Genomic DNA, 22,828 nt, shown 5'->3' on the forward strand with positions numbered 1-22,828 from the left:
CATCATCCTATCTCTCGGGGACTCCATGACCGCAGCACCGACGCTCCGCGCCACCGCCCTCCTGGCCCTCGCCGCCATCGCGATCACCGCGCTGAACCTCCGCACCGCCGTCACCGGCTTCAGCCCGCTGCTCGACACGATCGGCGCCGATCTCGGCTTCGGGCCCTCGCTCTACGGGGCGCTGGGGACGATCGTCACCGCCTCCTTCGCCGTCTTCGGCTTCGTCGCCGCGGCCGTCTCGCGCCGGATCGGCCTGGAGCGCACGCTCGCGATCGCGACGCTGGTGACCACGCTGGGCATCGCCCTCCGCGCGCTCAGCCCGAGCCCGGTCGCTCTGGTGCTCTCGACCGTCGTCGCCTTCGCGGGCGTGGGCACCACGAACGTGCTCATCGTGCCGATCGTGAAGCGGTACTTCGCCGAGCGGATCAAGACGGTCAGCTCGCTCTACCTGGCGCTGCTGCAGGTGGGCCAGTTCGTCGCTCCGCTGGTCGCGGTGCCGCTGGCCTCGACGGAGGGGTGGCGCTGGGCGATCGGGATCTGGGCCGTGATGACGGCCGCGGCCTGCCTGCTTTGGGCGGCGCTCGCGGCCCGCGGAGGAGGTGGGGCGGCTCCGGCCGCCGCCGGCGGCCGCGTGGACGGGGCGTGGCGCACGCCGCTGCTCTGGGCGATGGTGCTGATGCTCGGGATGACCGGTCTGCACACCTACGGGATCATCACCTGGCTGCCGACGATCCTCGTCGACGCGGGCGCGGATCCGGCGCAGGGCGGTGCGCTGCTGGCGCTGTTCTCCGTGTTCGGCCTCGCCGCCGCCTTCGTGGTGCCGCCGCTGACGCTGGGGATGCGCAACCCGGTCGTGGTCGTGGTGGTGTGCTGCGCGCTGCTCGCCGTCGGCTACGCGGGCCTCGTCGTCGCTCCGCTGGAGGGTGCCGTGGCGTGGGTGGTCTGCCTCGGGCTCGGCGTCAGCACGTTCCCGATGACGCTGACGCTCGTGAACGCGCGGACGCGGACGACCACCGGCTCCTCGACCCTCTCCGGCGCCACGCAGGGGCTCGGCTACGGGCTCGCCTGCCTCGGTCCGCTGCTGATCGGCGTGCTCTACGAGGCGCAGGGGGACTGGAGCGGCGCGTACGCGCTGCTGTTCGCCGGAGTGGCGGTGCTGCTGGTCAGCGGGATCGTCGCGTGCCGTCCGCGGTTCCTCGAGGACGAGGCGGCGCTCCGCCGAGCCTGAGCGGCGGCGCTCAGCGCGACGCGGCCGGAGCGAGCGCGGAGACGATCCGCCCCAGCCCGAAGCGCCAGGCGCTCTCCACATCGCCGCCGAGGGTGAAGGCGCCGGTGATCTCCATCCCGATGAACCCCGTCGCCCAGGCGGTCAGCGTGCGCGCCGCCTCGAGGGCGTCCTCCTCGCCCGCCAGCTGCGCGGTGAGGTCCAGCAGGCGGGCGCTCGCCGCGTCGCGGTACTCCTGGGCGGTGACGGGCGTGCCGGGAGCGGGGGCCATCACGAGGAGGAACGCGGCCGGCCGCTCGTGGCCGAAGGCGCGGAGGCGGTCGGCGAGCGCGGCGGCGTCCGGGGCGTCGGCGAGGCGGTCGGCGAGCACGGTCAGGGCGTCCGCGGCGACGAGGCGGATCAGCGTCTCGCGCCCCTCGACGCGCTTGTAGAGGGAGGGGGCGCGGACTCCGACGCTCTGCGCGACGGCCTGCATCGTGACCCCGGCGAGCCCGTCGCGCTCGAGGAGCTCGCCGGCGGCGCGCACGATCGCCTCGAGGGAGGTGCGGTCGGGAGTGGGCATGGGCCGAGTATAGCTATTGACAGTAGCCTTGATGGCTAACTAGCGTAGCCATCATGGAACTCGGACCCCACCTGCGCCGCATCGGCACCGACATCGTCGCCGTCCACCTCGTCCACACCCACGAGGGCGTCACCCTCATCGACGCCGGCCTGCCCGGTCTCTGGCCGGAGCTCCTGGCCGAGCTGCGCGCGATGGGCCGCACCCTCGACGACGTGCGCGGCGTCGTGCTCACCCACGGCGACTCCGACCACGTGGGCTTCGCCGAGCGCCTGCGCCGCGACCACGGCGTGCCGGTCCACGTGCACGCCGCCGACGCCGAGCGGGCGAAGGGCGGGGCGAAGCCGAGGACCGCGACACCGCGGCTGCGCGTCCTGCCGCTCCTCGGCTTCGCGGCCTACGCGCTGCGGAAGGGCATCGCGACGGTCCCGCCGCTCACCGAGGTCGTCGAGGTGCACGACGGGCAGACGCTCGACCTGCCGGGCGCTCCCCGCGTGATCGCGCTCCCGGGCCACTCCCCGGGGAGCATCGCCGTGCACGTGCCGCTGGCCGACGCGGTCTTCGTCGGCGACGGGCTGACCACCCGCCACGTGCTCACCGGCCGCACGGGTCCGCAGCCCGCGCCCTTCACCGACGAGCCGGAGCAGGCGCTCGCGTCGCTCCGGGCGCTCCTGCCCACCGGGGCGCGCTGGGTGGTACCGGGACACGGGGCGCCGTGGAGCGGCGGGATCGAGGCGGCGGTCCGGCTGGTCGAGAGCGCCTGAGGCGCGGAGCCGCTCAGGAGGCGGGGACGAGCTTCCAGCGGTCGGCGAGGATCTCGAGGCCCTTGTCGAAGGTCGCCGACCACGCCGTGACGTCGTGGGCGCTGTCCGGCACCTCGAGGTAGGTGGCGCTCATGCCGGCGGCGACGGCCGCGGCGTAGACGGTCTTCGCCCCGGGGAGGAACGAGGTGTCCTCGGCGCCGACTCCGAAGATCGCGACGGTGCCGGTGTAGGGGGCGTTCTCCGCGAGGACGTTCACCGGCTTCGCGGCCTCGTAGGCGGCCTGGTCGCCGCCGAACCCCTGCGCGACCGTCGCCGCCTCGCTGCCGAGGGTCGGCGCGAGCTCGCCCGAGGCGTCGACGATGTTGCCGAAGAGCGACGGGTGGCCGGCGCCGAGCTGGATAGAGCAGGTCCCGCCCTGCGAGAGGCCGCCGATTGCCCAGTGCTGCGCGTCCCCGAGCACGGGCAGGTTGGCGCGGATCCAGTTCGGGACGTCGACGGTGAGGTAGGTGGCCGACTTCCCGAGCGGCGAGTCGACGCACATCGGGTTCTTGTCCGGATCGCCCAGCTGGTCGGGCGACACGACGATCGGCGCGAGGCCGGCGTGCGCGGCGGCGTAGGCGTCGAGGGTCTGCTGGAACTTCTCGGTCGAGAGGGGATCGGAGGGCGACCCCGGCTGCCCCGAGAGCATGATCATCACCGGCAGCAGCGGCGGGGTCGCGGTGAGGGCCGCGGGCGGGAGGTAGACGACGGCGTCGCGGGCCGGGAAGCCCGACGCGGTGGCGGGGATGGCGACTGTCGAGACCGAGCCGACGGCGGGCATCCCGGCCGGGGCGGTCCAGGTCGCGAGGTCCGAGTGCGGTCCGTCCGCGGCGGCGACCGGCACGGAGGAGTCGGAGTACGCGCTGATCCCGAGCGCGCTGCGCACCGTGGGGTACTGGCCGAAGTCGATGTTGACGGTCATCGCGGCCGCCGCGACGACGAGCACTCCGGCCGCGAGCGACGCGAGCACCCCGCGCGCGCGGCGGCGGGCGATCGCGTGCCCGAGGACGACCAGGGCGACGCCCAGCCCGCCGATCCCGAGGCCGATCGCGACCCGGGTGACCGGCGTGAAGTCGACGCCGAACGGGCCGTCGGGCCCGTCGACGAGGGCGGCCAGGGCGGCGCCGCCGATCAGGCCCAGGAGGAGGACCGCGACGGCGATCCCGCCGCGTCGGGAGCGCCCGCGGCGGGGAGCGCGGACGTGGGCGGCGAGCAGGAGGAGGAGCGCTCCGATCGCGAGCACGTAGACGGCGACGACGAGGGGGCCGGAGACGAGGCTCAGGTCGAGGAGAGAGGTCATGCGTCGATCCGGTCGGAGGGTGCTCGGGCGGGCGTCAGTCTGGCGGCGGTCTCTGGAGGAGTGCCGGGAGCTGTCGGGAGCGATTCTCCTCCCCGGGCGCGGATCCACCGAGCTCTCCACCGATCGGGCGCAACCCCGCGCGCCGCGCCGCCGCTCCCGCCTAGCGTGGGACTCCCGACGCACACCGCGCCCTCACGAAGGAGCCCGCACCATGACGCAGCACCCCCGCCTCGAGACCTCCTCCCGCGAGGCCCGCGCATGAGCCGCGGAGTCGCCGTCGTCACGGGCGGCACGGCCGGGCTCGGACGCGCCACGGTCCGCGAGCTCGCCTCCCGCGGCTGGGACGTCGCCGTGCTGGCACGCGGCGAGGACGGACTGGCGGCCACGGTCGCCGAGATCGAGCAGAAGGGCCGGCGCGGGCTGGGCATCCCGACCGACGTGGCCGACCGAGAGGCCGTCGAGTCGGCGGCCGACCGGGTCGAGGCCGAGCTCGGCCCGATCGAGCTGTGGGTCAACGACGCGATGGTCGGCGTCTTCGGCGAGTTCCTCTCGACCGAGCCCGCCGACTTCGAGCGCGCCGTGGGCGTCAACTTCTTCGGCTTCGTCAACGGCACCCGCGCAGCCCTCTCCCGGATGACCCCGCGCGACCGCGGGCACGTCATCCAGGTCGGCTCCGCCCTCGCGCACCGGGGCATCCCGCTGCAGGCCGCGTACTGCGCCTCCAAGTTCGGCGCCCGAGGCTTCACCGAGGCCGTCACCGCGGAGCTGCTGCACGCGAAGAGCCGCGTGCGCCTGTCCGAGGTCGACATGCCGGCGCTCAACACCATCCAGTTCAACTGGGTGAAGTCGCAGCTGCCGCACCACCCGCAGCCCGTGCCGCCGATCTACGAGCCCGAGGTGGGCGCGATCGCGATCGCCGACGTGGCCGACAAGCCGCGCCGCCGCACCTGGGTCGGCGAGCCGACCGCGGGCACCATCCTCGGCGACCGCTTCGCCGGGCGCTTCATGGACTGGTACCTCGCCCGCAGCGCCTTCGACGGTCAGCAGGCCCCCGACAAGACGGAGCCGATGCTCCCGAACAACGTGTACGAGCCGGTCCCCGGCGATCACGGCGCCCGCGGCCTCTTCAGCGACCGCGCGCACACCATGACGCCCCAGATCTGGATGATCCGCCACCGCGCCCTGAGCTACGCGGGGGCCGCCGCGGCCCTCGCCGCCGGCGCCGCGGGCGTCGTCTCGGCCCTGCGGAGGAAGTGACCGTGGTCGACGCCGTCGTCATCGGGGCGGGGCCCAACGGCCTCGCCGCCGCGGTCACGCTCGCGCGGGCCGGGCTCTCGGTCACCGTGCTCGAGCGCAACGAGACGATCGGCGGCGGCGCGCGCACGGCGGAGCTGACGCTGCCCGGCTTCCACCACGACGTCTGCTCGGCGGTGCACCCGATGGCGCTCGCGTCCGGCTTCTTCCGTGCCTTCGGGCTCGACCGGCGCATCGAGCTGGTCGTCCCCGAGATCTCGTACGCGCATCCGCTCGACGGGGGCCGCGCGGGCATCGCCTACCGCGACCTCGACCGCACGGTCGAGGCGCTGGGCCGCGACGGGGCGGCGTGGCGCGCCCTGATGGGACCTCTCTCCGAGCGGGCCGACCGCGTCGCGGGCTTCACCAACGACGCGCTGCTGCGGATCCCGACGGACCCGAGCGTGCTGATCCGCTTCGGGCTGCGGGTGCTCGAGCAGGGCACCCCGGTGTGGAACCTGCGCTTCCGCGAGGACGTCGCCCCGGCGATGTTCTCCGGGGTCGCCGCGCACTCGATCCGCCCGATGCCGAGCCCGTCGACGGCCGCGGCCGCCCTGGCGCTCGGCGCCTACGCCCACGCGCGCGGCTGGCCGGTGCCGATCGGAGGCAGCCAGTCGATCGTCGACGCGCTCGCCGACGACCTTCGGGCGCACGGCGGCACCATCGAGACCGGCGTCGAGGTGACCTCGCTCTCGGAGCTGCCCCCGGCCCGCGCCGTGCTCGTCGACGGCACGCCGACGGCGCTGCTCGCGATGGCGGGGGACCGGCTGCCCCCGGCGTACGCCGCGGCCCTCCAGCGCTTCCGCTACGGCAACGGCGTGGCCAAGGTCGACTTCGCCCTCGACGGGCCGGTGCCGTGGACGAACCCGGAGCTCGCCGGCGCGGGCACGCTGCACGTGGGCGGCAGCCGCGCCGAGATCGCGGCCGCCGAGCGCGACGTGAAGCGGGGCCGGCACAGCCGCAGCCCCTACGTGCTGGTGGCGCAGCCCTCGATCGTCGATCCGACCCGGGCGCCCGAGGGCAAGCACGTCCTCTGGGCGTACACGCACGTCCCCCGGTACTCGCCCGCCGACCAGCAGGAGGCGATCACCGCCCAGATCGAGCGCTTCGCCCCCGGGTTCCGCGACCGCGTGATCGGCGCCTCCTCGATGACCGCCCGCGACATGCAGGCCTACAACCCGAACTATCTGGGCGGCGACATCGCCGCCGGCGCCGCGAGCGTCGCGCAGCTGCTCTCGCGCCCGGTCCCCACGACCGACCCGTGGCGGACGCCCGCGAAGGGGCTCTACCTCTGCTCCTCGTCCACCCCGCCCGGGCCGGGCGTGCACGGCATGGCCGGCTGGCACGCCGCCCGCAGCGCGCTGCGGCACGAGTTCGGGGTGCGCGAGTCGCCCGACCTGTCGCCGGAGGCGCGCCCGGCCTGAGCCGCCGCCGTTGCGCTGCGCCCGTCGCCGCCCCCGGCCTGCCAGGCTGAGGGACGGCGCCCCCACGCGCCCCACCACCACTCGAAGGAGTCCGCGATGTCCCGCACCACCCGCGTCGTCCACTGCCCGCCCGAGTCCGTCTTCGCGGTGCTCGCCTCCGGCTGGCTGTTCCCGAGCTGGGTCGTCGGCGCGTCGCGGATGCGGAAGGTCGACGCCGACTTCCCGCACGTGGGCTCGCAGCTGCACCACTCCTTCGGCCTGTGGCCGCTCGTGATCGACGACCGCACCACGGTTCTCGAGTGGGACCCTCCGCGCCGGATGGTCATCCAGGCCGCCGGCTGGCCGCTCGGCGAGGCCCGGGTGCGCGTCGAGGTCGAGCCGCACGCCCGCGGCGCGAAGGTGCGGATGCACGAGGCGCCCGTGAAGGGCCCGGGCACGCTCATCCCGAAGCCGCTGATGCACTCGTTCCTCTGGATCCGCAACCGCGAGGCCGTGCGCCGGCTCGCCCACATGGCCGAGGCGGGAGCCGCGGGACGCACGCTCGCGCCCGCCTCGCTCCCCTCGCCCGCCGACCGTGCCGGGATCAACCGGCCGAAGCACGTCTGGGCACGCCTGACCGGAGCGATCGGGTCGATCGCGGTCGGGACGCTCGTGGTCCGCGGGGTCCTCGCGGCCGTGCGGCGCGCCCGGAGCTGACGGCGCCCGGAGCCGACGGCACCCGGAGTCGGCGGCGCCCCGGAGACGACGGCGCCCGGGTCGGACGCCGCTCGGCTCGGACGCCGCCCGGGTCAGACGATCCGCTCGACCAGCCGCACGTGCTGCACCGCGACGCGCTTCGGCTCGCCCGCGAAGGCGGCGTCGCGCTCGGGCGAGGCCAGGTACGCCCGCTCGACCTCGGCGAACGCGTCGGCGTCGCCGGCCGTGCTGACCGCCCAGACGAACTCGTTCACCTCGCGGTCGGCGTAGGCGAACTCGATCCGGAAGCCGTGGGCCTCGCGCGCCGGCACGATCCGCTCGGGGAACCAGGCGAGGAAGTCGTCCATCACCCCGTCCATCAGCTCGTAGCGTCGGAGTTGGATCGTCCTGGTCTCGGCTGCAGCGCTCATGCTGCGACGGTACCCGCCCGGCGGCCGCGCCGTCGCCGCGCTACGCTCGCCGCCGACAGCCCCACGCCGAGGAGGACAGCACGGACCCCCGCCACCGCTCCCTCGCTCTGCTCGTCGCCGGCTGCTTCTTCATGGAGAACCTCGACGCCACGATCGTGACGACCGCCGCGCCCGCGATCGCCGCCGACCTGGGCGTCGACTCCGCCGCGGTCTCGATCACCGTCACCGCGTTCCTCCTCACCGTCGCCGTCCTCATCCCGGCCTCGGGCTGGCTCAGCGAGCGCTTCGGCGTGCGCCGCGTCTTCACCAGCGCGATCGCCGTCTTCACCCTCGCCTCCCTGCTCTGCGCGCTCAGCCCCACGCTGCCGCTGCTGGTCGGCGCCCGGGTCCTGCAGGGCGTCGGCGGCGCGCTGATGGTGCCGGTCGGCCGGCTCGCGGTGCTGCGGGCGACTCCGCGGGAGGGGATCATCCACGCCATCGCGATCCTGGTCTGGCCGGGACTGGTCGCCCCCGTGATCGCGCCGTTCCTCGGCGGGCTGCTCACGACCGTCGCCTCCTGGCACTGGATCTTCCTGATCAACCTGCCCCTCGGGGTCATCGCGTTCGCGATCGCGCGCCGGATCGTCCCCGGCACCGCCGAGAGCGCGCCGCCCCCGCTCGACGTCACGGGGCTGGTGCTCGTCGCGGTCGGGCTCGGCGCGCTGGTCGGAGCGGCGGGGCTCCTCACCGGCTCCGAGCTCGACGGGCGGGCGGTGGCGCCGATGCTCGTCGGCGCGGTCGTGACGGCGCTCGCCGTGCGGCACCTGCGCCGCGCCGAGAATCCGCTCGTGCGGCTCGACGCCTTCCGCTTCCGCACCTTCCGGGTCGCCAACGCGAGCGGATCGCTCTACCGGGCGACCGTGAACGCGGTGCCGTTCCTGCTCCCGCTGCTGTTCCAGGACGCGTTCGGCTGGAGCCCGGTGCAGGCCGGCTCCGTGGTGCTGGCGCTCTTCGCCGGCAACCTGGCGATCAAGCCGGCTACGACTCCGCTGCTGCGGCGCCTCGGCTTCCGCGGGGTGCTGGTCGCGGCGAGCGCGGTCGGGGCGGCGTGCATGGCGGCGATGGCGTTCCTCGATCCGGCGACTCCGGTGGCGCTCGTGGTGGCGCTGCTGGTGCTGAGCGGAGTGGCCCGCTCGGCGGGCTTCACGGCCTACAACACCGTCACGTTCGCCGAGGTCCCGCAGGAGGGGATGTCGGGCGCGAACACCCTCAACGCCACCACGCAGCAGATCGCGGCCGGCCTCGGAGTCGCGGTGGGCGCGGTGGCGCTCGCCGTCGGCACCGCGATCGGGCCCGGACTCGTCCCGTACCGCGTCGCCTTCCTCGCCCTCGCGGTGCTGACCCTCGTGCCGCTCGCCGCCGCCGCCCGGCTCCCGCGCGACTCCGGGAGCGCCCTCACCGCCTGACCCGCGCGGGCGTCAGGCGAGGCCGAGCGCGATGCCGTCGAGGATGTCGTGCGCGGTCGAGCGGACCCGGTCGACGCCTGGCGACGCCTCGTGGACCGCGCGGAGGACCTCGCCCCAGACCAGCGCGCCGGCCGCCAGCACGTCCTCGCGCCCCGGGCGGACCCAGGGGAGGGCCGCCGTCCCCTCCGGAGACAGTGCGGCGAGCTCGTCGCAGGCGGCGAGGACGTCGGAGAGGGGGAGGGACGTCTCGAGCGCGGCGCGGTCGGTGGTGCGGAGGACGTGCGCGGTGATCGTGAGCACGGTCGCGGCGACGCCGACGACGCTCCGGGCCTGCGAGAGGTCGACGGAGGAGGCGGCCAGCGCGGCGGCCACGTCCGCCCGCATCGCCGCGCGCTCGCCCTCCGTCGGTTCGGCGGCCCGGCGGTGGCGCTCGGTCAGGCGGACGCTGCCGACGTCCATCGAGTGCGCCTGCTCCGGCTCCGCTCCGCCGAGCACGAGCTCGGTCGAGCCGCCGCCGAGGTCGACGACCAGCACGGGCCGGGCGGAGTCGACGGCCGAGACCGCGCCGCGGAAGGAGAGCCGCGCCTCCTCCTCGCCGGAGATCGTCTCCGGGGTGACGCCGAGGATCCGCTCGACGGCGGCGAGGAAGTCCTCGCGGTCGGCCGCGTCGCGGGTGGCCGAGGTGGCGACGAAGCGGAGGTGCTCGGCGCCGGCCTCCTGCGCGGCGGCCGCGTACTCGCGGGTGACGGCGAGGGTCCGCTCGAGCGCGGCCGGGTCGAAGCGGCCGGTGCGGTCGACCCCGCGGCCCAGCCGCACGAGCTCGGTGCGGCGCTGGACGTCCCGGAGGCGCCCGCCCTCCACGTCGGCGATCAGCAGGCGGAGGGAGTTGGTGCCGCAGTCGAGCGCCGCGACGCGCGTGAGGGAGGACATCCGCCCATTCTGCCCGCGCGGCCCGGGCCGGAGGCGGGCGATAGCCTGGGGGGAGAGACGAAGGAGCCGCCCGTGCACGAACACCACGTCCGCGTCCACCGCAGCGACGAGGAGCTCCCGCGACACGGGCAGCTCGCCCACGCGCTCGCCGAGGTCGCCGCCGATCCGGTCGAGATCGACGACGAGGTCGCCGAGATGGTGGTCAACCGGGTCATCGACAACGCCGCCGTCGCCACCGCGTCGCTCCTGCGCCGCCCGGTCGTCGCCGCCCGCGCGCAGGCTCTCGCGCACCCCGCCTCCATCGGCGGCCAGGGCTCGGTCGTCCTCGGCGTCGACCCGGCTCGCCGGGTCTCGCCCGAGTGGGCGGCCTGGGCCAACGGAGTCGCCGTGCGCGAGCTCGACTACCACGACACGTTCCTGGCGGCCGAGTACTCGCACCCGGGCGACAACATCCCTCCGCTGATCGCTGTCGCCCAGCACGCGGGCATCGGCGGGGCGCAGCTCGTCCGCGGCATCGTCACCGGATACGAGGTCCAGGTCGACCTGGTGCGCGCGATCAGCCTGCACCGGCACAAGATCGACCACGTCGCGCACCTCGGCCCCTCGGCCGCCGCCGGGATCGGCACGCTGCTCGGCCTCGACGTCGCGACGATCGAGCAGGCCGTCGCGCAGGCCCTGCACACGACGACCGCCACGCGGCAGTCGCGCAAGGGCGAGATCTCGAGCTGGAAGGCGTACGCGCCGGCCTTCGCGGGCAAGATGGCGATCGAGGCGGTCGACCGGGCGATGCGCGGCGAGACCAGCCCGTCGCCGATCTACGAGGGCGAGGACGGCGTCATCGCCTGGATGCTCGACGGCGCCGACGCGAGCTACGACGTCCCGCTGCCCGACCGCGGCGAGGCCAAGCGCGCGATCCTCGACACGTACACGAAGGAGCACTCGGCCGAGTACCAGGCGCAGGCGCTGATCGACCTCGCCCGCCGCCTGCACCGGACGCACCCCGAGGCCGCCGACCCCGAGCGCGTCGAGCGGATCGTCCTGCACACCTCGCACCACACGCACTTCGTGATCGGCTCGGGCGCGAACGACCCGCAGAAGTACGACCCGGCCGCGTCCCGCGAGACGCTGGACCACTCCGTGCCGTACATCTTCACGGTGGCGCTGCAGGACGGCGCCTGGCACCACGTGCACAGCTACGCCCCCGAGCGGGCCGCCCGCGCCGACACCATCGCGCTCTGGCACCGGGTCACGACGCAGGAGGACGCGGAGTGGACGCGCCGCTACCACTCCACCGATCCGGGCGAGAAGGCGTTCGGTGCCCGCGTCGAGATCCTGATGACGGACGGCACGACGATCGTCGACGAGATCGCGGTGGCGGACGCGCACCCGCTGGGCGCGCACCCGTTCAGCCGAGAGCAGTACGTGTCGAAGTTCCGCACGCTCGCCGCCGACGTGCTCGAGGAGTCCGAGATCGAGCGCTTCCTCGACCTCGCGCAGCGCCTGCCCGAGCTGACCCCGGAGGAGGTCGGCCGCCTCAGCGTGATCGCCGCCCCCGGCGTCCTCGCCTCGATCGAGCCCCCGCGCGGCCTGTTCTGATCCCTCCGCGGGAGCGTCGTCCGCACGCACGGTGACGCGCGCACGGACGGCCTCCCGCGGCGGGGAGCGCCGTCGTCAGGCGGTCTGCTCGGCGACCCAGTCCTGGATCTCGGCGATGAAGCGCCGGCGCGAGAAGACCCGGGTGCGAGCCCGGAAGGCGTCGACGTCGAGCGCGAGCGCACGGCGCAGCAGGTCGCTCCAGTCCGGATCGCCCTCGAGGTCGGCGATGACGCCCCCGCCGGCGAGGGACACGCTCTCGCGCACTCCGCCGATGTCGGTCCCGATGACCGGCGTCCCGCAGGCCATCGCCTCGACGGGCATGATCCCGAAGTCCTCGACCGCGGGGAAGACGTACACGAGCGCCTGCGCGTAGAGCGCGCGGATCAGCTGGTCGGAGGGCGAGATGACGAAGGTCACGTCGGCCCGGATCTCCTCGGCGTAGGCGCGGAGCCGCGCCTCCCAGGGGCCGTGCCCGGCGATGACGACCGGCAGCCCGGTGCGGGCTCCGGCGTCCATGACCTTCTCGAGGCGCTTGTAGGGGACGAACCGCGAGGCGCCCAGGATGAACGGCCGCGCGAGCGAGTCGAGAAGGCGCAGCTCGTCGTCGTCGAGCGGGGAGCGCCAGTCGGTGATCGTCGAGAGCAGCTCGGTGTTCACCGGCGGGTAGATGACCCGCGACGGCTGGTGCCACGCGTCGCGCACCCGCTGCCCGGTGAAGAGGCTGTTCACGGCGATGGAGGAGGCCTCGGCGGCGCGGAGGCGGTCGATCGGCTTGAGGAGCAGGCTCGCGGTGCGGGCGGCGAGGCTGCTGCCGCGGCCGTCGCGGTCGGGCTCCCAGATGTAGCGGGCCGGCGTGTGCGCGTAGACGAGCTTGCGGGTCGGCCCGCTGGTGCGGACGTGGTGGGCGAAGAGGTGCGAGCTGACCAGCACCCACTCGCGGGAGGCGCCGACCGGGAGCCGCCACGTGGGCAGCATCGCCGGCAGGGCGAGGACCTTGTGGCGGCGCAGCGGCGTGCGCGCCAGCCAGGACTCCGAGACGGGCCTGCCGACGACCTCGGCGCAGTCGCTCCAGAGGACGCGGACGTCGGCGTCGGCGAAGGCCTCGGTCATCGCCTCGAGCACGCGCTCGGCGCCTCCGCGGCGCTCGACCCACTCGTGCACGATCAGGCCGGGACCGACCGGCGGGACGGATCGGGAACGGGTGGTCGCGTCGATGACGGCAGTGATGATGGGCCCCTTCCCCCGGGCGTGCGGTGAGGATCGGGCGGCCATCCGGAGACGGGAGCGGCTCCGAATGCTTATCCGTCGTCGGTGACCGATCAGCAGTGCAGTAGAAGCTAACCGGCTCGTGGAGAAGGAATCGAAAGGCGAGTACGAGTCGTCGCAGAACGACGGGGAAAGGAGAGTCCGATAATCCGGATAAGCCGCGAGTGGAATGGCGAGGATCGTCTGGAGTGCGTCGCGGAGGCGCTATTCCCTTGGAGATCACAACGATGGAGAAAAGCCGCGGGGAAGAAGAAGTCACTCTTTCAGTGACGCCGTGCCGAGAGGATCAGGAGACGCCGATGCGCTGCAGGGTCTGCCACCGCCACTGGTCGCGGACTCCCTCGCGGACGGTGCGCACCGCCCGCCAGCCCAGCTCCCGCTCGGCCCGTCCCGGGTCGGCCCAGCTCGCGGCGAGGTCGCCCGGCCGGCGCCCCACGGCCCGCCAACGGACCGTCTCCCCGCTCGCCCGCTCGACCTCGTCGATCAGCTCGAGGACGCTCGTCGGCGAGCCCGTGCCGAGGTTGTAGACGCGGTGCCCGGGCCGCGCGCGCTCGAGCGCCGCGACGTGCCCGGCCGCGAGATCGCAGACGTGGATGTAGTCGCGCAGCCCCGTGCCGTCGGGGGTCGGGTAGTCGTCGCCGAGGACGTCGACGCACCGGGAGGGGTCGCCCGCGGCCCGCGTCAGCACGGGCAGGAGGCTCCCCGGCGCCGTGGCCGGATCCTCGCCGATCCGCCCCGACGGGTGCGCGCCGATGGGATTGAAGTAGCGGAGGCTGACCCCGCGCAGGAGGGGATCGGCGCGCGCGGCGTCGCCGAGGATCTTCTCGATGACGCGCTTGGTCGCGCCGTAGGGGCTCGCCGCGCTGAGCCCGGCGGGGGAGTCCTCCCCGACCGGCATCACGCAGCCCGGGCTGTAGACGGCCGCCGAGCTCGAGAAGACGACGGTGCGGATCCCCCTCTCCGCCGCGACCGAGAACGCCGCGGTGGCGAGCCCGACGTTGACCGTCCAGTACTCGAGGGGCCGCCGCACCGAGTCGCCGACCGACTTGAGCCCGGCGAGCAGGACCAGGGCGTCGACCGGGCCGTGGGCGGCGAGGAAGCGGGTCAGTGCGGCCGTGTCTCGCGCGTCGGCGATCAGGCGGGGGACCACCGAGCCGGTCAGCTCCTCCACCGTGTCGAGGGTCCGCTCGCTCGCGTGCGAGAGGTCGTCCACGACCAGCACCTCGTGGCCGCTCTCGAGGAGCGCGACGGCGGTGTGGCTCCCGATGTAGCCCGCTCCGCCCACCAGAAGGACTCGCATGCGGGGGAGCCTAGACCGGCTCCCGCACGGCGTCGGCGCCGCTGCCGGGCCCGCGGATCCGTCGATCCGCGCCGCCGTCACCCGTGCGCGGGACGCCCTCTGCCGCGGTCGTAGCCCGCGATCGCCGCGGACTCGACGGCGAGCGCGACCAGCTTCTCGCCGACCGGGCGGGGCACCACTCCGAGCGCGGCGTCCGCGAATCCGGCGACCAGTGCCGTCCGCCGCTCGCTCCCGCCGCGGGCCAGGAGGCGCACGGCCGCGTCCCACGCGCCGGCCGCGGGCACCGCCTCCCGCACCTGCTCGGGGTGCAGCCGCTCGAAGGTGCGGCGGGCCGCCCCCGAGAGGAACGCGCGCCGGCTGCGGGCCGCCGCTGAGACGGAAGCGCCGTGGTGCAGGGCCTCGGCGCCGGGCTCGATCCGCACCGGCACTCCCAGGCGGTGCAGCCGGTAGCCCCAGTCGACGTCCTCCCAGCCGTACTCGCGGTAGTCGGTGCTGTAGCCGCCGACCCGGTCGTACGTCGCCCGCGTCACCGAGACGTTGCCGCCCCAGTAGCGCCAGGAGGCGTCGGGGCCCGCCGCGTAGGCGCCGCGGCGGAAGCGCTCGCCGGCGGGCCGGCCGTAGGCGCGGGAGTAGGCGGTGCCCGGATCGACGTCGGGGCAGAGGCCGACGACGCCGACGACCGCGTCCCGGTGGGCCCCGACGTGCGCGGCGGCCCAGCCCGGGCCGGGCTCGAGGTCGTCGTCGCAGCGGATCAGCACGTCCCCCCGCGCGGCATCGAAGCCGGCCGTGAGCGCGGCGGAGCGCCCCCGGTTCTCGGGGAGCACGACGCGGCGCACAGGCACGGGAGAGGCGTCGAGGGCGCGCTCGCTGGCATCGACGACGCCGTCGAGGACCACGACCACGTCGAGGTCGCGGTGGGTCTGAGCCGCGAGGGCGGCGAGGAGGCGGGGCAGGCGGGCCGCCCCCGCGTAGCTGGGGACGACGACGCTCGCGACGCTCATCGGGACTCCTCGCCGCGCGGGCGGCTCTCGACCAGGAGCAGCTCCTCCAGCCCGCTCAGCACGCGCGCCAGGTCGTCGGCGATGGCGCCGGGATCGGTGGCGTGGAGGCGGGCGAGCCGGTCGGCCAGGCCGGAGAAGTCCTGCGGCTCGTCGTCGAGCGCCCGCCAGGTCGCGGCCACGCTCTCGCGCAGCGCGTAGGGGCTGCCCATCGGGGAGACGTCCAGCGGGAGCACCAGGACGCGCCCGTTCAGATCGACGGAGGCCGTGTCCGGGCGGCGCCGCCAGAGAAGGAGCCGGGGGTCCTCTGCCATCTTCTCCGCGTCCTCTCCGCTGATCACCGCCACTGCGAGTAGAAATCCGCCAGCGCCTCTTATCGCGACGCCTCTCTCGCTATGTTTGCCGCCGACGCGCCAAGGGGTGTACGTCGAGCGACAGCACCGGAGGGCCGCCAATGTCGGAGTCTAATCCGCTCGCATCCAGCGATATCAGCGATAAGAGCGAGAAGAAGAGCGCGAATTCCGCGGGCGTCTTCGCACGGCGGACGGTCGTGGCCGGAGCGGTCTGGTCGGTGCCCGCGGTGATGCTGGCGCAGTCCGCCTCCGCCGTCTCGATCAGCTGCTTCCCGGTGGGGACGGTCTTCCAGGCGGTCGCCCGCGGACGCCTCCTCAGCGGCTTCCTCGGCGGAGTGAACCTCGACACCGTCGCCGGCGTCTCGGGCGTGACGGCGATCGCTCCCGACCAGGGCAACCCGGCCGTCGTGACCGGCGGCGTCAACGCCACGGTGCTGAACACGATCGCCGTGAACGCGACCGGGCTGACCGGCACGCTCTCCTCCCTCCTCACGCTGGCGGCTCCCGCCGGCGTCGGCACTCTCAACCAGTACGCGTCGGCGAACACGAACGGCACCGTCCGCGGCGCCTCCGGCGCGATCACGGACGCGGGCCAGCTGGCGCTCGACTCGACGGCGGGGAGCTTCCCCGACTTCGGGACGGTGAACCTCCGGGCGATCCTCGCGGCGTCCGGCGGCGCGGGAGTGGCCGCTCTGCTCACCAACGTGACGGACCTGACCCTGCGGATCGGCGCCCTGACCGGTCGCGCGTCCCTCCAGTCGGCCTGCGTGCCCGGGTCGGACAACCTGCAGCGCGACTACCAGGTCGGCCGCCTGGACCTGGTGCTGAGCTCGCCCACCCTGACCGCGATCACGACGGCGATCAACACGCTGCTCGGTGCCGTGGTGAACCTCTCGGGCCTCGGGCTGACGGTCACGGTCGACACCACGTCGGTCCTCGGCGGCAGCATCCCCGGCGGCACGCAGCCGATCCAGGCGCAGCTGTCGACGAACCCCGCGACCATCACGGTCGATCTCTTCTCGCTGCTCGGCGGAGCACCGGGCCAGGGCGCGACCTCGCCCTACGTCAACGGCCTCCCGCCGAACTCGACCCTCTTCGTCGACAACGCCCTGCAGGTGCCGGGCACGGCGGTGGGGAACTTCACCGCCGCGCTCCTCTCCACCCTGACGACCCGGCTCGGGGCCGCCATCCGGGTGAACGGCGTCCCGCTGGTCAGTGCGGGTGTCGTCGGTCTGGGCGTCCAGACGCTGGTGACCACCCTGCTCACCGTCACCCTCCCGCCGCTGCTCACGACGCTGCAGAACGCGGTCCTCACCCCGGTCTTCACCGCCCTGCGGGACGTCATCCAGATCGACGTCAACGCGCAGAACCGCTCCACCAACCCGACCGGGCCGGCCGCCCTCGAGGCGCTCCCCGTCGGCCGCTACGACGTCGCGGCGCTCTACATCCGCGCGGTGGGGCTCGTGAACCTGCTCGACCTGTTCATCGCCCGCGGCTCCGTCGGGCCGAACGTCCGCACGGGCTAGCCGCGCGCTCGGCGCCGTCAGGCGCCGCGGACCACGAGGCCGTGCTCGACCATCGCGTCGAGCACGGCCTCGACGTGCGCCCGGGGGTCGCCCGCGGGCGGGGCGCCGTGCTCGGCGACGACGGCCCCGGTCAGCGCGTCGACCGTCGCGGGCGTCCCGAGAGCGCGCCACAGCACCGGGCCGATCCCGGTCAGCGTCTCGACCCGCTCGTCGAGGAGGCAGCTGACCACTCCGTCGCGCTCGACCCACTCGACGCCGGCGGCGCGCGCGAGCAGGCCCGGGCCGGGCGCCGCCGCATCTGCCTCGGGCGCGTCGGCGACGACCGGCGACGGCTCCCCGAGCCGCTCCAGGAGCGGCAGCACGGTCTCGGCCTCGCGGTAGCGGAGCACCTGGGCCCCGCCGACGGAGTCGAGCAACCCGGCGAGGTGGTGCAGCGCCGCGGGCAGCCGTGCGAAGTGGCTCAGCTCGGGCAGCAGCACCGAGAGCGCCTCGTCGAAGGCGATCGGCTCGAGCCGGGGCTCCACCGGGCCGGAGGGGTCGCGGGCGATCAGGAGCAGGGCGGCCAGGCGCAGCGGAGCGTCCGGCAGCGGCTGCAGGCCCATCGCGGCGGGGGAGCGGTACCGCTTCCAGTCGCCGCCGTCGAGGAGGGCGACGGGCTTCCGGAACGGCAGCACCCGCCCGTCGCGGCGGACGGCGAGCGTCTCGTCGGTCACGTACCCGTACCGCCGAGCGGCGAGGCTCACGAGGGTCGACTTCCCGGCACCGGGCCGCCCGACGAACGCGACGACGCGGCCGTCGGGCAGGGCGACCGCGGAGGCGTGCACGCTGAGCAGCCGGCCCTCGCAGGCGTCGGCCGCCGCGAGGGTGAGCGCGGCGCCGATGTGCTCGGCGAGGGCGTCCTCGGTCGGCTGCGCGATCACTCCCGGCTCCCCGACCGGCTCGGTCAGCGACACCCGGTACTCGGAGCCCGGGCGATCGGCGTCGTCGTCCACGTCGTTCCACGACTCCTCCACCTCCGCCACGAAGCGGTCGGGGACGGTGTCGTCGAAGGTGAAGCGCACGCCGAGCCCGAAGGGGGCGCGGATCAGCCGGCGGGTCATGTCAGGTCCTGTCCGTCCGTCGGAGGTGGTCCCACGCGAGCGGAGCCGTGCGGGCGCCGCGTCGCAGCCGCCGCCACCAGCCGGCCGCCACGTCGATCCGGCGCGGGCCGATGGCGGGGTCGGCGGCGCGCAGGGCGTGGGGAGCGGGGAAGACGGCGCGGGCGAGGAGCAGCGGCCGCTGCCGCCAGCCGGCCGCGCGCACGGCCTGCACCCACCCCGCGGAGGCGTGGGGCGAGCTCGCGTTGATCCGCCACGCCCGCAGCTCGGCCGCGGGCACCTCCCCGGCGCGCGCGCGGATGCCGAGCGCGTCGAGGAAGGGCTGCGCGGTCTGGACGGCGCCGAGCTCCTCCGCAGCCGCCCGGAGCGGAGCGTGCAGCTCCGCGCGGGCGGCCACCGCCTCGACGAGCAGGTCGTAGTCGGAGGGCCGCGTGAGGCGCGGGTCGGTGATCTGCCAGGCGTCGCGGAGCGCGTGCAGCGCCAGCACGAGCGCCGAGTCGGCGACGCTGGCGGTCGCGACCGGACGGCCGGCCAGCTCCACGATCCGGTGCCGGCTCCACAGCGCCTCGAAGGCGTCGCGCGGCGGCACGAGGAATCCCGGCCACCGCCAGTGCACGTCGATGTCGACCGGCCACGCGGCGTGCCGGTAGGAGCGCGAGTGCTTGGCCGCGAGCGTCGGTCCGTCCGGCCAGGGCCGCTCGGTCCAGCCGTCGGCGGCCAGGAGGGCCAGGATCCGGGGCAGGTCGTCGGGGGCGACCAGCAGGTCGACGTCGCCGGAGGTGCGGGGCGGCCGGAGCCGGTCGGCGGCGGCGGTCGGTCCCTTGAGCACGAGTGCGCGCAGGCCCGCCGCGTCGGCCCGCCGGTGGACGAACGCCGACACGAGCGGCACGGCCTCGTCGGCCCAGAGAACGCCCACGAGCTCCATCCGGTCAGTATTCCAGCGCTCCTGCGGCCCGCGGAGCCCGGCCGGGGGCGGTGGAGCGGAGCGCTCGTCTCGGTGAGGATGGGCCCGCGGGCCGCGGGGGCGCCGCACGGAGGCGGGCGGGGCGGCGGATGATCCACGGGGGAGCGGGCGGCGCCGGGCGGCCTCCGGTGGCGCTCGCGACCAACAACGGCGACATCGGCGGCGGCGAGGTGATGCTGCTGAGCATCGCGGAGGCGCTCGAGGCGCTCGAGGTCCCGGTCGTGGTCGTCGGCCCCTCGGAGCCGCGTGCGCTCGTCGTCGCCGCCCTCGCCGCCGGCCACCGGGTCGTCGAGCTCGAGGCCACGGGCAGACCCGCCTGGATGCGCGCGCTGCGGCGCTGGGACGCCTCCTCCCGCGAGGGCGTGCTGTGGTGCAACGGGCTGGTGCCGGCCGTCGCGACCGCAGGGCGTCCGCGGCGGATCGTGCATCTGCACCAGCGCCCGTCCGGCCTGCAGCGGCTGCTCGCGCCCGTGGCCCGCCGCGGCGCGCTGGCGACCCTCGTCCCCTCCCGCTACCTCGCGGGGGTCGTCCCCGGGTCGACCGTGCTGCCGAACTGGAGCCGCCGCGTCGAGCTGCCGGAGGCGCGGCCGCGGGAGGACGGGACGACCGTCCTCGGCTTCCTCGGGCGTCCCTCGCTCGCGAAGGGGGTGCGGGTCCTCACCGAGGCGCTGGCGCTGCTGGAGGCCGGGGAACCGGGCGCGTATCGCCTGGTGCTGGCGGGCGAGGCCCGGTTCGTGGCGGAGCGGGAGCGTCGCGAGGTGGAGGCGGCCCTCGCTCCGGTCGCCGCTCTGGTGGACCGGCCGGGGTGGATCGAGCCCGGCGACCTCTTCGCGCGGATCGACCTCCTGGTGGTGCCGTCGGTGCAGCCGGAGTCGTTCGGCCTGGTCGTGACGGAGGCGATGTCGGCCGGCGTCCCCGTGGTGGTGAGCGATGCCGGTGCGCTCCCCGAGGTCGTCGGCCCGTCGATCGACGCCACGTTCCGAGCCGGGGATCCGCGGGCTCTGGCCGAGCTGATCAGAGCCCGGAAGAAGAGAGGACTATCGGAGTCGCGGGAGAGGGATCGTGCCCGCTGGAACGATTCCTACTCGCCGTCCTCCGGGAAGTCGGCTATCGACGGACTTCTGGCGCGGATGGCCCTCTCCGATGATTCCTGATCCTCCCGCCAGGAGACCGATCCGCTTTCCGGGGAATGCCGCGGGGAGCCTCTCCTCCTCCCTCGGGAAAGGACGACGATGACCCGCGAACCGGAAGTCCTCAGAGTGCTCGGACTGTTCCTCAAGCACCCGACCCTGCGCCTGGCTCCGGGCGAGCCCTTCGCCCGAGGGAGGCTGCCGTACCGGGCCGACCTCCTCCGGGACGACTCGACGCGGCTCCTCGTCCCCGGTCACGCGTCTCGGCCCGCGCACGTGAAGCTCCGCGACGTCGTGGAGCACCGCACGGGGCTGAACGTGGACACGCAGCTGCGCGCGCTCCGGGCGGTCCGCTCGGCCGACGCGGTGCTCTGCGTGCTCGAGCCGGAGGCGGGCCTCCCCGCCCTGCTCCGGCGCGCGCGGCTCGGGCCGTACGGCCGCACGCCGCTCGTGGTCCTCTCCTGCTGGTGGGCGGAGGAGCTGCTCACCGGCTCGCCGGAGCGGCGCCGACAGGTGGTCCGGCTGCTCCAGGGCGTGGACCGGCTCGTCGTGCTCAGCGAGAACCAGCGCGAGGTCTTCGCCCGCCACGGCGTCGACGAGCGGCGGATCGCACCGGTCCTCTTCGGGGTCGACTCCGACTACTACCGGCCCGTTCCGCCGCGTCCGAAGCGGTTCGAGGTGCTCGCCGTCGGGGTCGACCGCGGGCGCGACTTCGACTCGCTGGTCGCCGCCGCCGAGCGCCTGCCGCACCGGCGGTTCGACATCGTGACCACTCCTGCGCGGCGGCCGTCCCGGGCGCTGCCGGCCAACGTCGTCCTGCACGATCCCGTCCCGGTCGATCGGCACCGCGACGACCTGCGCGACGCCGAGCTCGTCGTCGTCACCAGCCACGACCTCGCCTACCCGACGGGCCAGAGCGTCCTGCTGGAGGCCTCCGGCTGCGGGACCTGCACGGCGGTCACCGCGAGCGCCGCGATGACCGGCTACATCCGCGACGGCGAGACGGCCTTCGCGCTGCCCCTGCACGACCCGGCGGGGATCGCGGCGGTGCTGGAGGCGGTGCTGAGCGACGACGGGAAGCGGGCCGAGGTCGCCCGCGCGGGCCGGGAGCGGGTGCTGGCCGAGCTGAACGCGCGGCACATGTGGGCGGGCGTCCGCGAGGTCCTCCGCGACGCGGTCCGCGAGCGCGGCCGCGTCTGAGCGGCGGTCGGCCGGGGCCGCACCGGGCGACCTCCGCCCCACCGGGAAGCGCCCGCCGACCGGGACCTCCGCGCCCCGGACCCGCGGATCCGCGCCGGATCGGGCGGGCGCGGGATGCGCTACTCCGGCGGCAGAGCGCGGGCGCGGGCGGACTGCTCCGCGAGCAGAGCGAGACCCGCGCCGATCACGACGAACGAGATCGGGGCGAAGAACACCTCGCCCAGCTGCGTCGCACACAGCAGCACCAGGATGCTCGCCGCGCCGACCGCGTGCCCCGGGCGGCTCCCGGCCCCGGCGGCCGTCGTCGCGAAGCCGGCCACGAGCACGGTGCCGATGACGCCGACGAGCAGCACGACGCCGCCCTCGGCCATCAGCGCCAGGTAGGAGTTGTGGAAGAACCAGTCGATCCCGTCGACCCGCGCGGTCGCCTCGCCGAGTCCGGAGCCGGTCCACGGCGAGAGCGCCACCTTGTCGACCGAGGCGTCGAGGATGCGGGCGCGCAGGGCGTCGGAGCCGGCCCGCTCCACCCCGTAGTCGCCCGCCGTCGCCAGGTTCCGCTCGGCCCAGAGGAACAGCAGGACGAGGCCGCCGCCGAGGAGCGCGCGGAAGAGCAGGCGCAGATGCGGCGCCGCGACGAGCCACACGAGCGCGCAGGCGTAGGCCGCCATCGACGTGCGGGAGTCGGTGGCGACGACCGCGCCGGCCCCGAGCGCGACCACGCCGACCCGCAGCCACAGCCGCGAGCTGAGCGCCGAGACCAGCAGCGCCGCCGCTCCGTAGACGAGACCGGCCACGTTCTTGTCCTGGAGGAAGCCGGTCAGGGCGCCCTGGTAGCTGTCCGGGGCGAGTCCCGCGACGAACAGCACGGCGTTCAGCGTCAGGGCCGCGGCGAGTCCTTTGAGCCCCGAGACCACGTCGATCCGCCCGCTCGCGAGGAAGCCCGCGGCGAGCATGACGAGCGCGATGTTCGCCGCCCGGCGCAGGGCGTCGAGGCCGTCGAAGGACGAGCCCGCGAGGACGAAGGCGAGCAGGGCGAGGCACAGCCACGGGTACCAGGCGGCCCGTCCGAGACGGCGGGTGGGCCGCCGGAAGAGGCTGACGAGGACCAGGGCGGCCAGCGCCGTCTGGGCCAGCGGGACGCTCCCCGGGAGGAAGGGGGTGGGGAGCCGGTAGACCAGGAGGCCCATCAGGACGGCATCGAGTATCCGAGCGGAATGTGCTATCGGAAAGGCCGCGTGAACGAGCGGGGAACGCCTCTCGACGACGATCTCTCCCCCTGGCGCGGACATGTCGTCATCCTCGCAGAAAGGGCC

Annotated in this window: 21 protein-coding genes; 10 read left to right on the plus strand and 11 right to left on the minus strand. The window is 74.9% G+C overall.

The genetic code is table 11. The features are described 5' to 3' along the window. Window positions 1-25 precede the first annotated feature (25 nt). The gene (locus C5D50_RS06275) at window positions 26-1,228 is read left to right on the plus strand and encodes an MFS transporter (RefSeq protein WP_104283071.1); all 1,203 of its coding nucleotides are present in this window, start codon (window positions 26-28) and stop codon (window positions 1,226-1,228) included. 10 nt (window positions 1,229-1,238) lie between these two features. On the opposite strand, the gene C5D50_RS06280 is transcribed toward C5D50_RS06275, so the two are convergent. After that, window positions 1,239-1,787, minus strand: a complete 549-nt coding sequence (locus C5D50_RS06280; RefSeq protein WP_104267833.1) for a TetR/AcrR family transcriptional regulator — start codon at window positions 1,785-1,787, stop codon at window positions 1,239-1,241. A gap of 53 nt (window positions 1,788-1,840) precedes the next feature. On the opposite strand from C5D50_RS06280, the gene C5D50_RS06285 reads away from it, so the two are divergent. Then, on the plus strand, window positions 1,841-2,548 hold the full coding sequence (locus C5D50_RS06285) for an MBL fold metallo-hydrolase (protein WP_104283072.1): 708 nt from the start codon (window positions 1,841-1,843) through the stop codon (window positions 2,546-2,548). Between the two features lie 13 nt (window positions 2,549-2,561). Here C5D50_RS06285 and C5D50_RS06290 read toward each other — a convergent pair whose 3' ends face one another. Beyond that, window positions 2,562-3,887: an esterase family protein gene (locus C5D50_RS06290; RefSeq protein WP_104283073.1), complete on the minus strand. Its 1,326-nt coding sequence runs from the start codon at window positions 3,885-3,887 to the stop codon at window positions 2,562-2,564. A 258-nt stretch (window positions 3,888-4,145) separates the two neighbouring features. On the opposite strand from C5D50_RS06290, the gene C5D50_RS06295 reads away from it, so the two are divergent. From C5D50_RS06295 to C5D50_RS06305, 3 genes are all read left to right on the plus strand, one after another. Further along, window positions 4,146-5,144, plus strand: a complete 999-nt coding sequence (locus tag C5D50_RS06295) for an SDR family oxidoreductase (protein WP_104233564.1) — start codon at window positions 4,146-4,148, stop codon at window positions 5,142-5,144. A gap of 2 nt (window positions 5,145-5,146) precedes the next feature. Next, on the plus strand, window positions 5,147-6,604 hold the full coding sequence (locus C5D50_RS06300; protein WP_374953736.1) for a phytoene desaturase family protein: 1,458 nt from the start codon (window positions 5,147-5,149) through the stop codon (window positions 6,602-6,604). A 96-nt stretch (window positions 6,605-6,700) separates the two neighbouring features. Beyond that, window positions 6,701-7,300, plus strand: a complete 600-nt coding sequence (locus tag C5D50_RS06305) for an SRPBCC domain-containing protein (RefSeq protein WP_104283074.1) — start codon at window positions 6,701-6,703, stop codon at window positions 7,298-7,300. 92 nt (window positions 7,301-7,392) lie between these two features. Here C5D50_RS06305 and C5D50_RS06310 read toward each other — a convergent pair whose 3' ends face one another. Further along, window positions 7,393-7,710 (minus strand): NIPSNAP family protein, encoded by a 318-nt coding sequence (locus tag C5D50_RS06310; RefSeq protein WP_104224531.1) that lies wholly within the window; start codon window positions 7,708-7,710, stop codon window positions 7,393-7,395. Window positions 7,711-7,841: 131 nt separating this feature from the next. Here C5D50_RS06310 and C5D50_RS06315 point away from each other — a divergent pair, with 131 nt between their 5' ends. Continuing rightward, window positions 7,842-9,155, plus strand: a complete 1,314-nt coding sequence (locus C5D50_RS06315) for an MFS transporter (RefSeq protein WP_104283075.1) — start codon at window positions 7,842-7,844, stop codon at window positions 9,153-9,155. 12 nt (window positions 9,156-9,167) lie between these two features. Here C5D50_RS06315 and C5D50_RS06320 read toward each other — a convergent pair whose 3' ends face one another. After that, complete coding sequence (locus C5D50_RS06320; protein WP_104283076.1) at window positions 9,168-10,085, minus strand: exopolyphosphatase; 918 nt, start codon at window positions 10,083-10,085, stop codon at window positions 9,168-9,170. Between the two features lie 72 nt (window positions 10,086-10,157). Here C5D50_RS06320 and C5D50_RS06325 point away from each other — a divergent pair, with 72 nt between their 5' ends. Further along, the gene (locus tag C5D50_RS06325; RefSeq protein WP_104251037.1) at window positions 10,158-11,681 is read left to right on the plus strand and encodes an MmgE/PrpD family protein; all 1,524 of its coding nucleotides are present in this window, start codon (window positions 10,158-10,160) and stop codon (window positions 11,679-11,681) included. A 75-nt stretch (window positions 11,682-11,756) separates the two neighbouring features. On the opposite strand, the gene C5D50_RS06330 is transcribed toward C5D50_RS06325, so the two are convergent. The 4 genes from C5D50_RS06330 to C5D50_RS06345 all read right to left on the minus strand — a co-directional run bounded on the left by C5D50_RS06330 (window position 11,757) and on the right by C5D50_RS06345 (window position 15,559). Beyond that, window positions 11,757-12,953, minus strand: a complete 1,197-nt coding sequence (locus C5D50_RS06330; protein ID WP_104224527.1) for a glycosyltransferase — start codon at window positions 12,951-12,953, stop codon at window positions 11,757-11,759. Window positions 12,954-13,233: 280 nt separating this feature from the next. Next, window positions 13,234-14,247 carry a UDP-glucose 4-epimerase GalE gene (galE, locus tag C5D50_RS06335; RefSeq protein WP_104288959.1) on the minus strand — a complete coding sequence of 338 codons (1,014 nt, stop codon included), beginning with the start codon at window positions 14,245-14,247 and terminating at the stop codon, window positions 13,234-13,236. Between the two features lie 77 nt (window positions 14,248-14,324). Beyond that, window positions 14,325-15,248 carry a glycosyltransferase family 2 protein gene (locus tag C5D50_RS06340; RefSeq protein ID WP_104283078.1) on the minus strand — a complete coding sequence of 308 codons (924 nt, stop codon included), beginning with the start codon at window positions 15,246-15,248 and terminating at the stop codon, window positions 14,325-14,327. Further along, complete coding sequence (locus C5D50_RS06345) at window positions 15,245-15,559, minus strand: hypothetical protein (protein WP_146086893.1); 315 nt, start codon at window positions 15,557-15,559, stop codon at window positions 15,245-15,247. Before C5D50_RS06345 ends, C5D50_RS06340 begins: the two co-directional genes overlap by 4 nt. A 236-nt stretch (window positions 15,560-15,795) precedes the next feature. Here C5D50_RS06345 and C5D50_RS06350 point away from each other — a divergent pair, with 236 nt between their 5' ends. After that, window positions 15,796-17,124 carry a choice-of-anchor G family protein gene (locus tag C5D50_RS06350; protein WP_104283080.1) on the plus strand — a complete coding sequence of 443 codons (1,329 nt, stop codon included), beginning with the start codon at window positions 15,796-15,798 and terminating at the stop codon, window positions 17,122-17,124. 17 nt (window positions 17,125-17,141) lie between these two features. Here C5D50_RS06350 and C5D50_RS06355 read toward each other — a convergent pair whose 3' ends face one another. Next, window positions 17,142-18,224 (minus strand): PqqD family protein, encoded by a 1,083-nt coding sequence (locus tag C5D50_RS06355; RefSeq protein ID WP_104283081.1) that lies wholly within the window; start codon window positions 18,222-18,224, stop codon window positions 17,142-17,144. A 1-nt stretch (window position 18,225) separates the two neighbouring features. Beyond that, window positions 18,226-19,146 (minus strand): nucleotidyltransferase family protein, encoded by a 921-nt coding sequence (locus C5D50_RS06360; RefSeq protein WP_104283082.1) that lies wholly within the window; start codon window positions 19,144-19,146, stop codon window positions 18,226-18,228. A 128-nt stretch (window positions 19,147-19,274) separates the two neighbouring features. Here C5D50_RS06360 and C5D50_RS06365 point away from each other — a divergent pair, with 128 nt between their 5' ends. Together C5D50_RS06365 and C5D50_RS06370 are read left to right on the plus strand one after the other, a co-directional pair. Further along, window positions 19,275-20,339, plus strand: coding sequence for a glycosyltransferase family 4 protein (locus C5D50_RS06365; RefSeq protein WP_104288960.1), 1,065 nt, complete (start codon window positions 19,275-19,277; stop codon window positions 20,337-20,339). Between the two features lie 78 nt (window positions 20,340-20,417). Next, a complete protein-coding gene (locus tag C5D50_RS06370) occupies window positions 20,418-21,515 on the plus strand; it encodes a glycosyltransferase family 4 protein (protein ID WP_104284018.1) in 1,098 nt (365 codons plus the stop codon). Between the two features lie 119 nt (window positions 21,516-21,634). On the opposite strand, the gene C5D50_RS06375 is transcribed toward C5D50_RS06370, so the two are convergent. Next, entirely contained in the window at window positions 21,635-22,702 is a 1,068-nt protein-coding gene (locus C5D50_RS06375) for an O-antigen ligase family protein (RefSeq protein ID WP_104284017.1), read from the minus strand. Window positions 22,703-22,828 lie beyond the last annotated feature (126 nt).

The organism is Rathayibacter sp. RFBD1 (genome assembly GCF_002932915.1).
Taxonomy (GTDB): domain Bacteria; phylum Actinomycetota; class Actinomycetes; order Actinomycetales; family Microbacteriaceae; genus Rathayibacter.

Coding starts and splice junctions, on each gene's coding strand:
- C5D50_RS06275 (WP_104283071.1), top strand. CDS start 26: ATGACCGCAGCACCGACGCTCCGCGCCACCGCCCTCCTGGCCCTCGCC.
- C5D50_RS06280 (WP_104267833.1), bottom strand. CDS start 1,787: ATGCCCACTCCCGACCGCACCTCCCTCGAGGCGATCGTGCGCGCCGCC.
- C5D50_RS06285 (WP_104283072.1), top strand. CDS start 1,841: ATGGAACTCGGACCCCACCTGCGCCGCATCGGCACCGACATCGTCGCC.
- C5D50_RS06290 (WP_104283073.1), bottom strand. CDS start 3,887: ATGACCTCTCTCCTCGACCTGAGCCTCGTCTCCGGCCCCCTCGTCGTC.
- C5D50_RS06295 (WP_104233564.1), top strand. CDS start 4,146: ATGAGCCGCGGAGTCGCCGTCGTCACGGGCGGCACGGCCGGGCTCGGA.
- C5D50_RS06305 (WP_104283074.1), top strand. CDS start 6,701: ATGTCCCGCACCACCCGCGTCGTCCACTGCCCGCCCGAGTCCGTCTTC.
- C5D50_RS06310 (WP_104224531.1), bottom strand. CDS start 7,710: ATGAGCGCTGCAGCCGAGACCAGGACGATCCAACTCCGACGCTACGAG.
- C5D50_RS06315 (WP_104283075.1), top strand. CDS start 7,842: ATGGAGAACCTCGACGCCACGATCGTGACGACCGCCGCGCCCGCGATC.
- C5D50_RS06320 (WP_104283076.1), bottom strand. CDS start 10,085: ATGTCCTCCCTCACGCGCGTCGCGGCGCTCGACTGCGGCACCAACTCC.
- C5D50_RS06330 (WP_104224527.1), bottom strand. CDS start 12,953: ATGGCCGCCCGATCCTCACCGCACGCCCGGGGGAAGGGGCCCATCATC.
- galE (WP_104288959.1), bottom strand. CDS start 14,247: ATGCGAGTCCTTCTGGTGGGCGGAGCGGGCTACATCGGGAGCCACACC.
- C5D50_RS06340 (WP_104283078.1), bottom strand. CDS start 15,248: ATGAGCGTCGCGAGCGTCGTCGTCCCCAGCTACGCGGGGGCGGCCCGC.
- C5D50_RS06345 (WP_146086893.1), bottom strand. CDS start 15,559: ATGGCAGAGGACCCCCGGCTCCTTCTCTGGCGGCGCCGCCCGGACACG.
- C5D50_RS06355 (WP_104283081.1), bottom strand. CDS start 18,224: ATGACCCGCCGGCTGATCCGCGCCCCCTTCGGGCTCGGCGTGCGCTTC.
- C5D50_RS06360 (WP_104283082.1), bottom strand. CDS start 19,146: ATGGAGCTCGTGGGCGTTCTCTGGGCCGACGAGGCCGTGCCGCTCGTG.
- C5D50_RS06365 (WP_104288960.1), top strand. CDS start 19,275: ATGATCCACGGGGGAGCGGGCGGCGCCGGGCGGCCTCCGGTGGCGCTC.
- C5D50_RS06370 (WP_104284018.1), top strand. CDS start 20,418: ATGACCCGCGAACCGGAAGTCCTCAGAGTGCTCGGACTGTTCCTCAAG.
- C5D50_RS06375 (WP_104284017.1), bottom strand. CDS start 22,702: ATGGGCCTCCTGGTCTACCGGCTCCCCACCCCCTTCCTCCCGGGGAGC.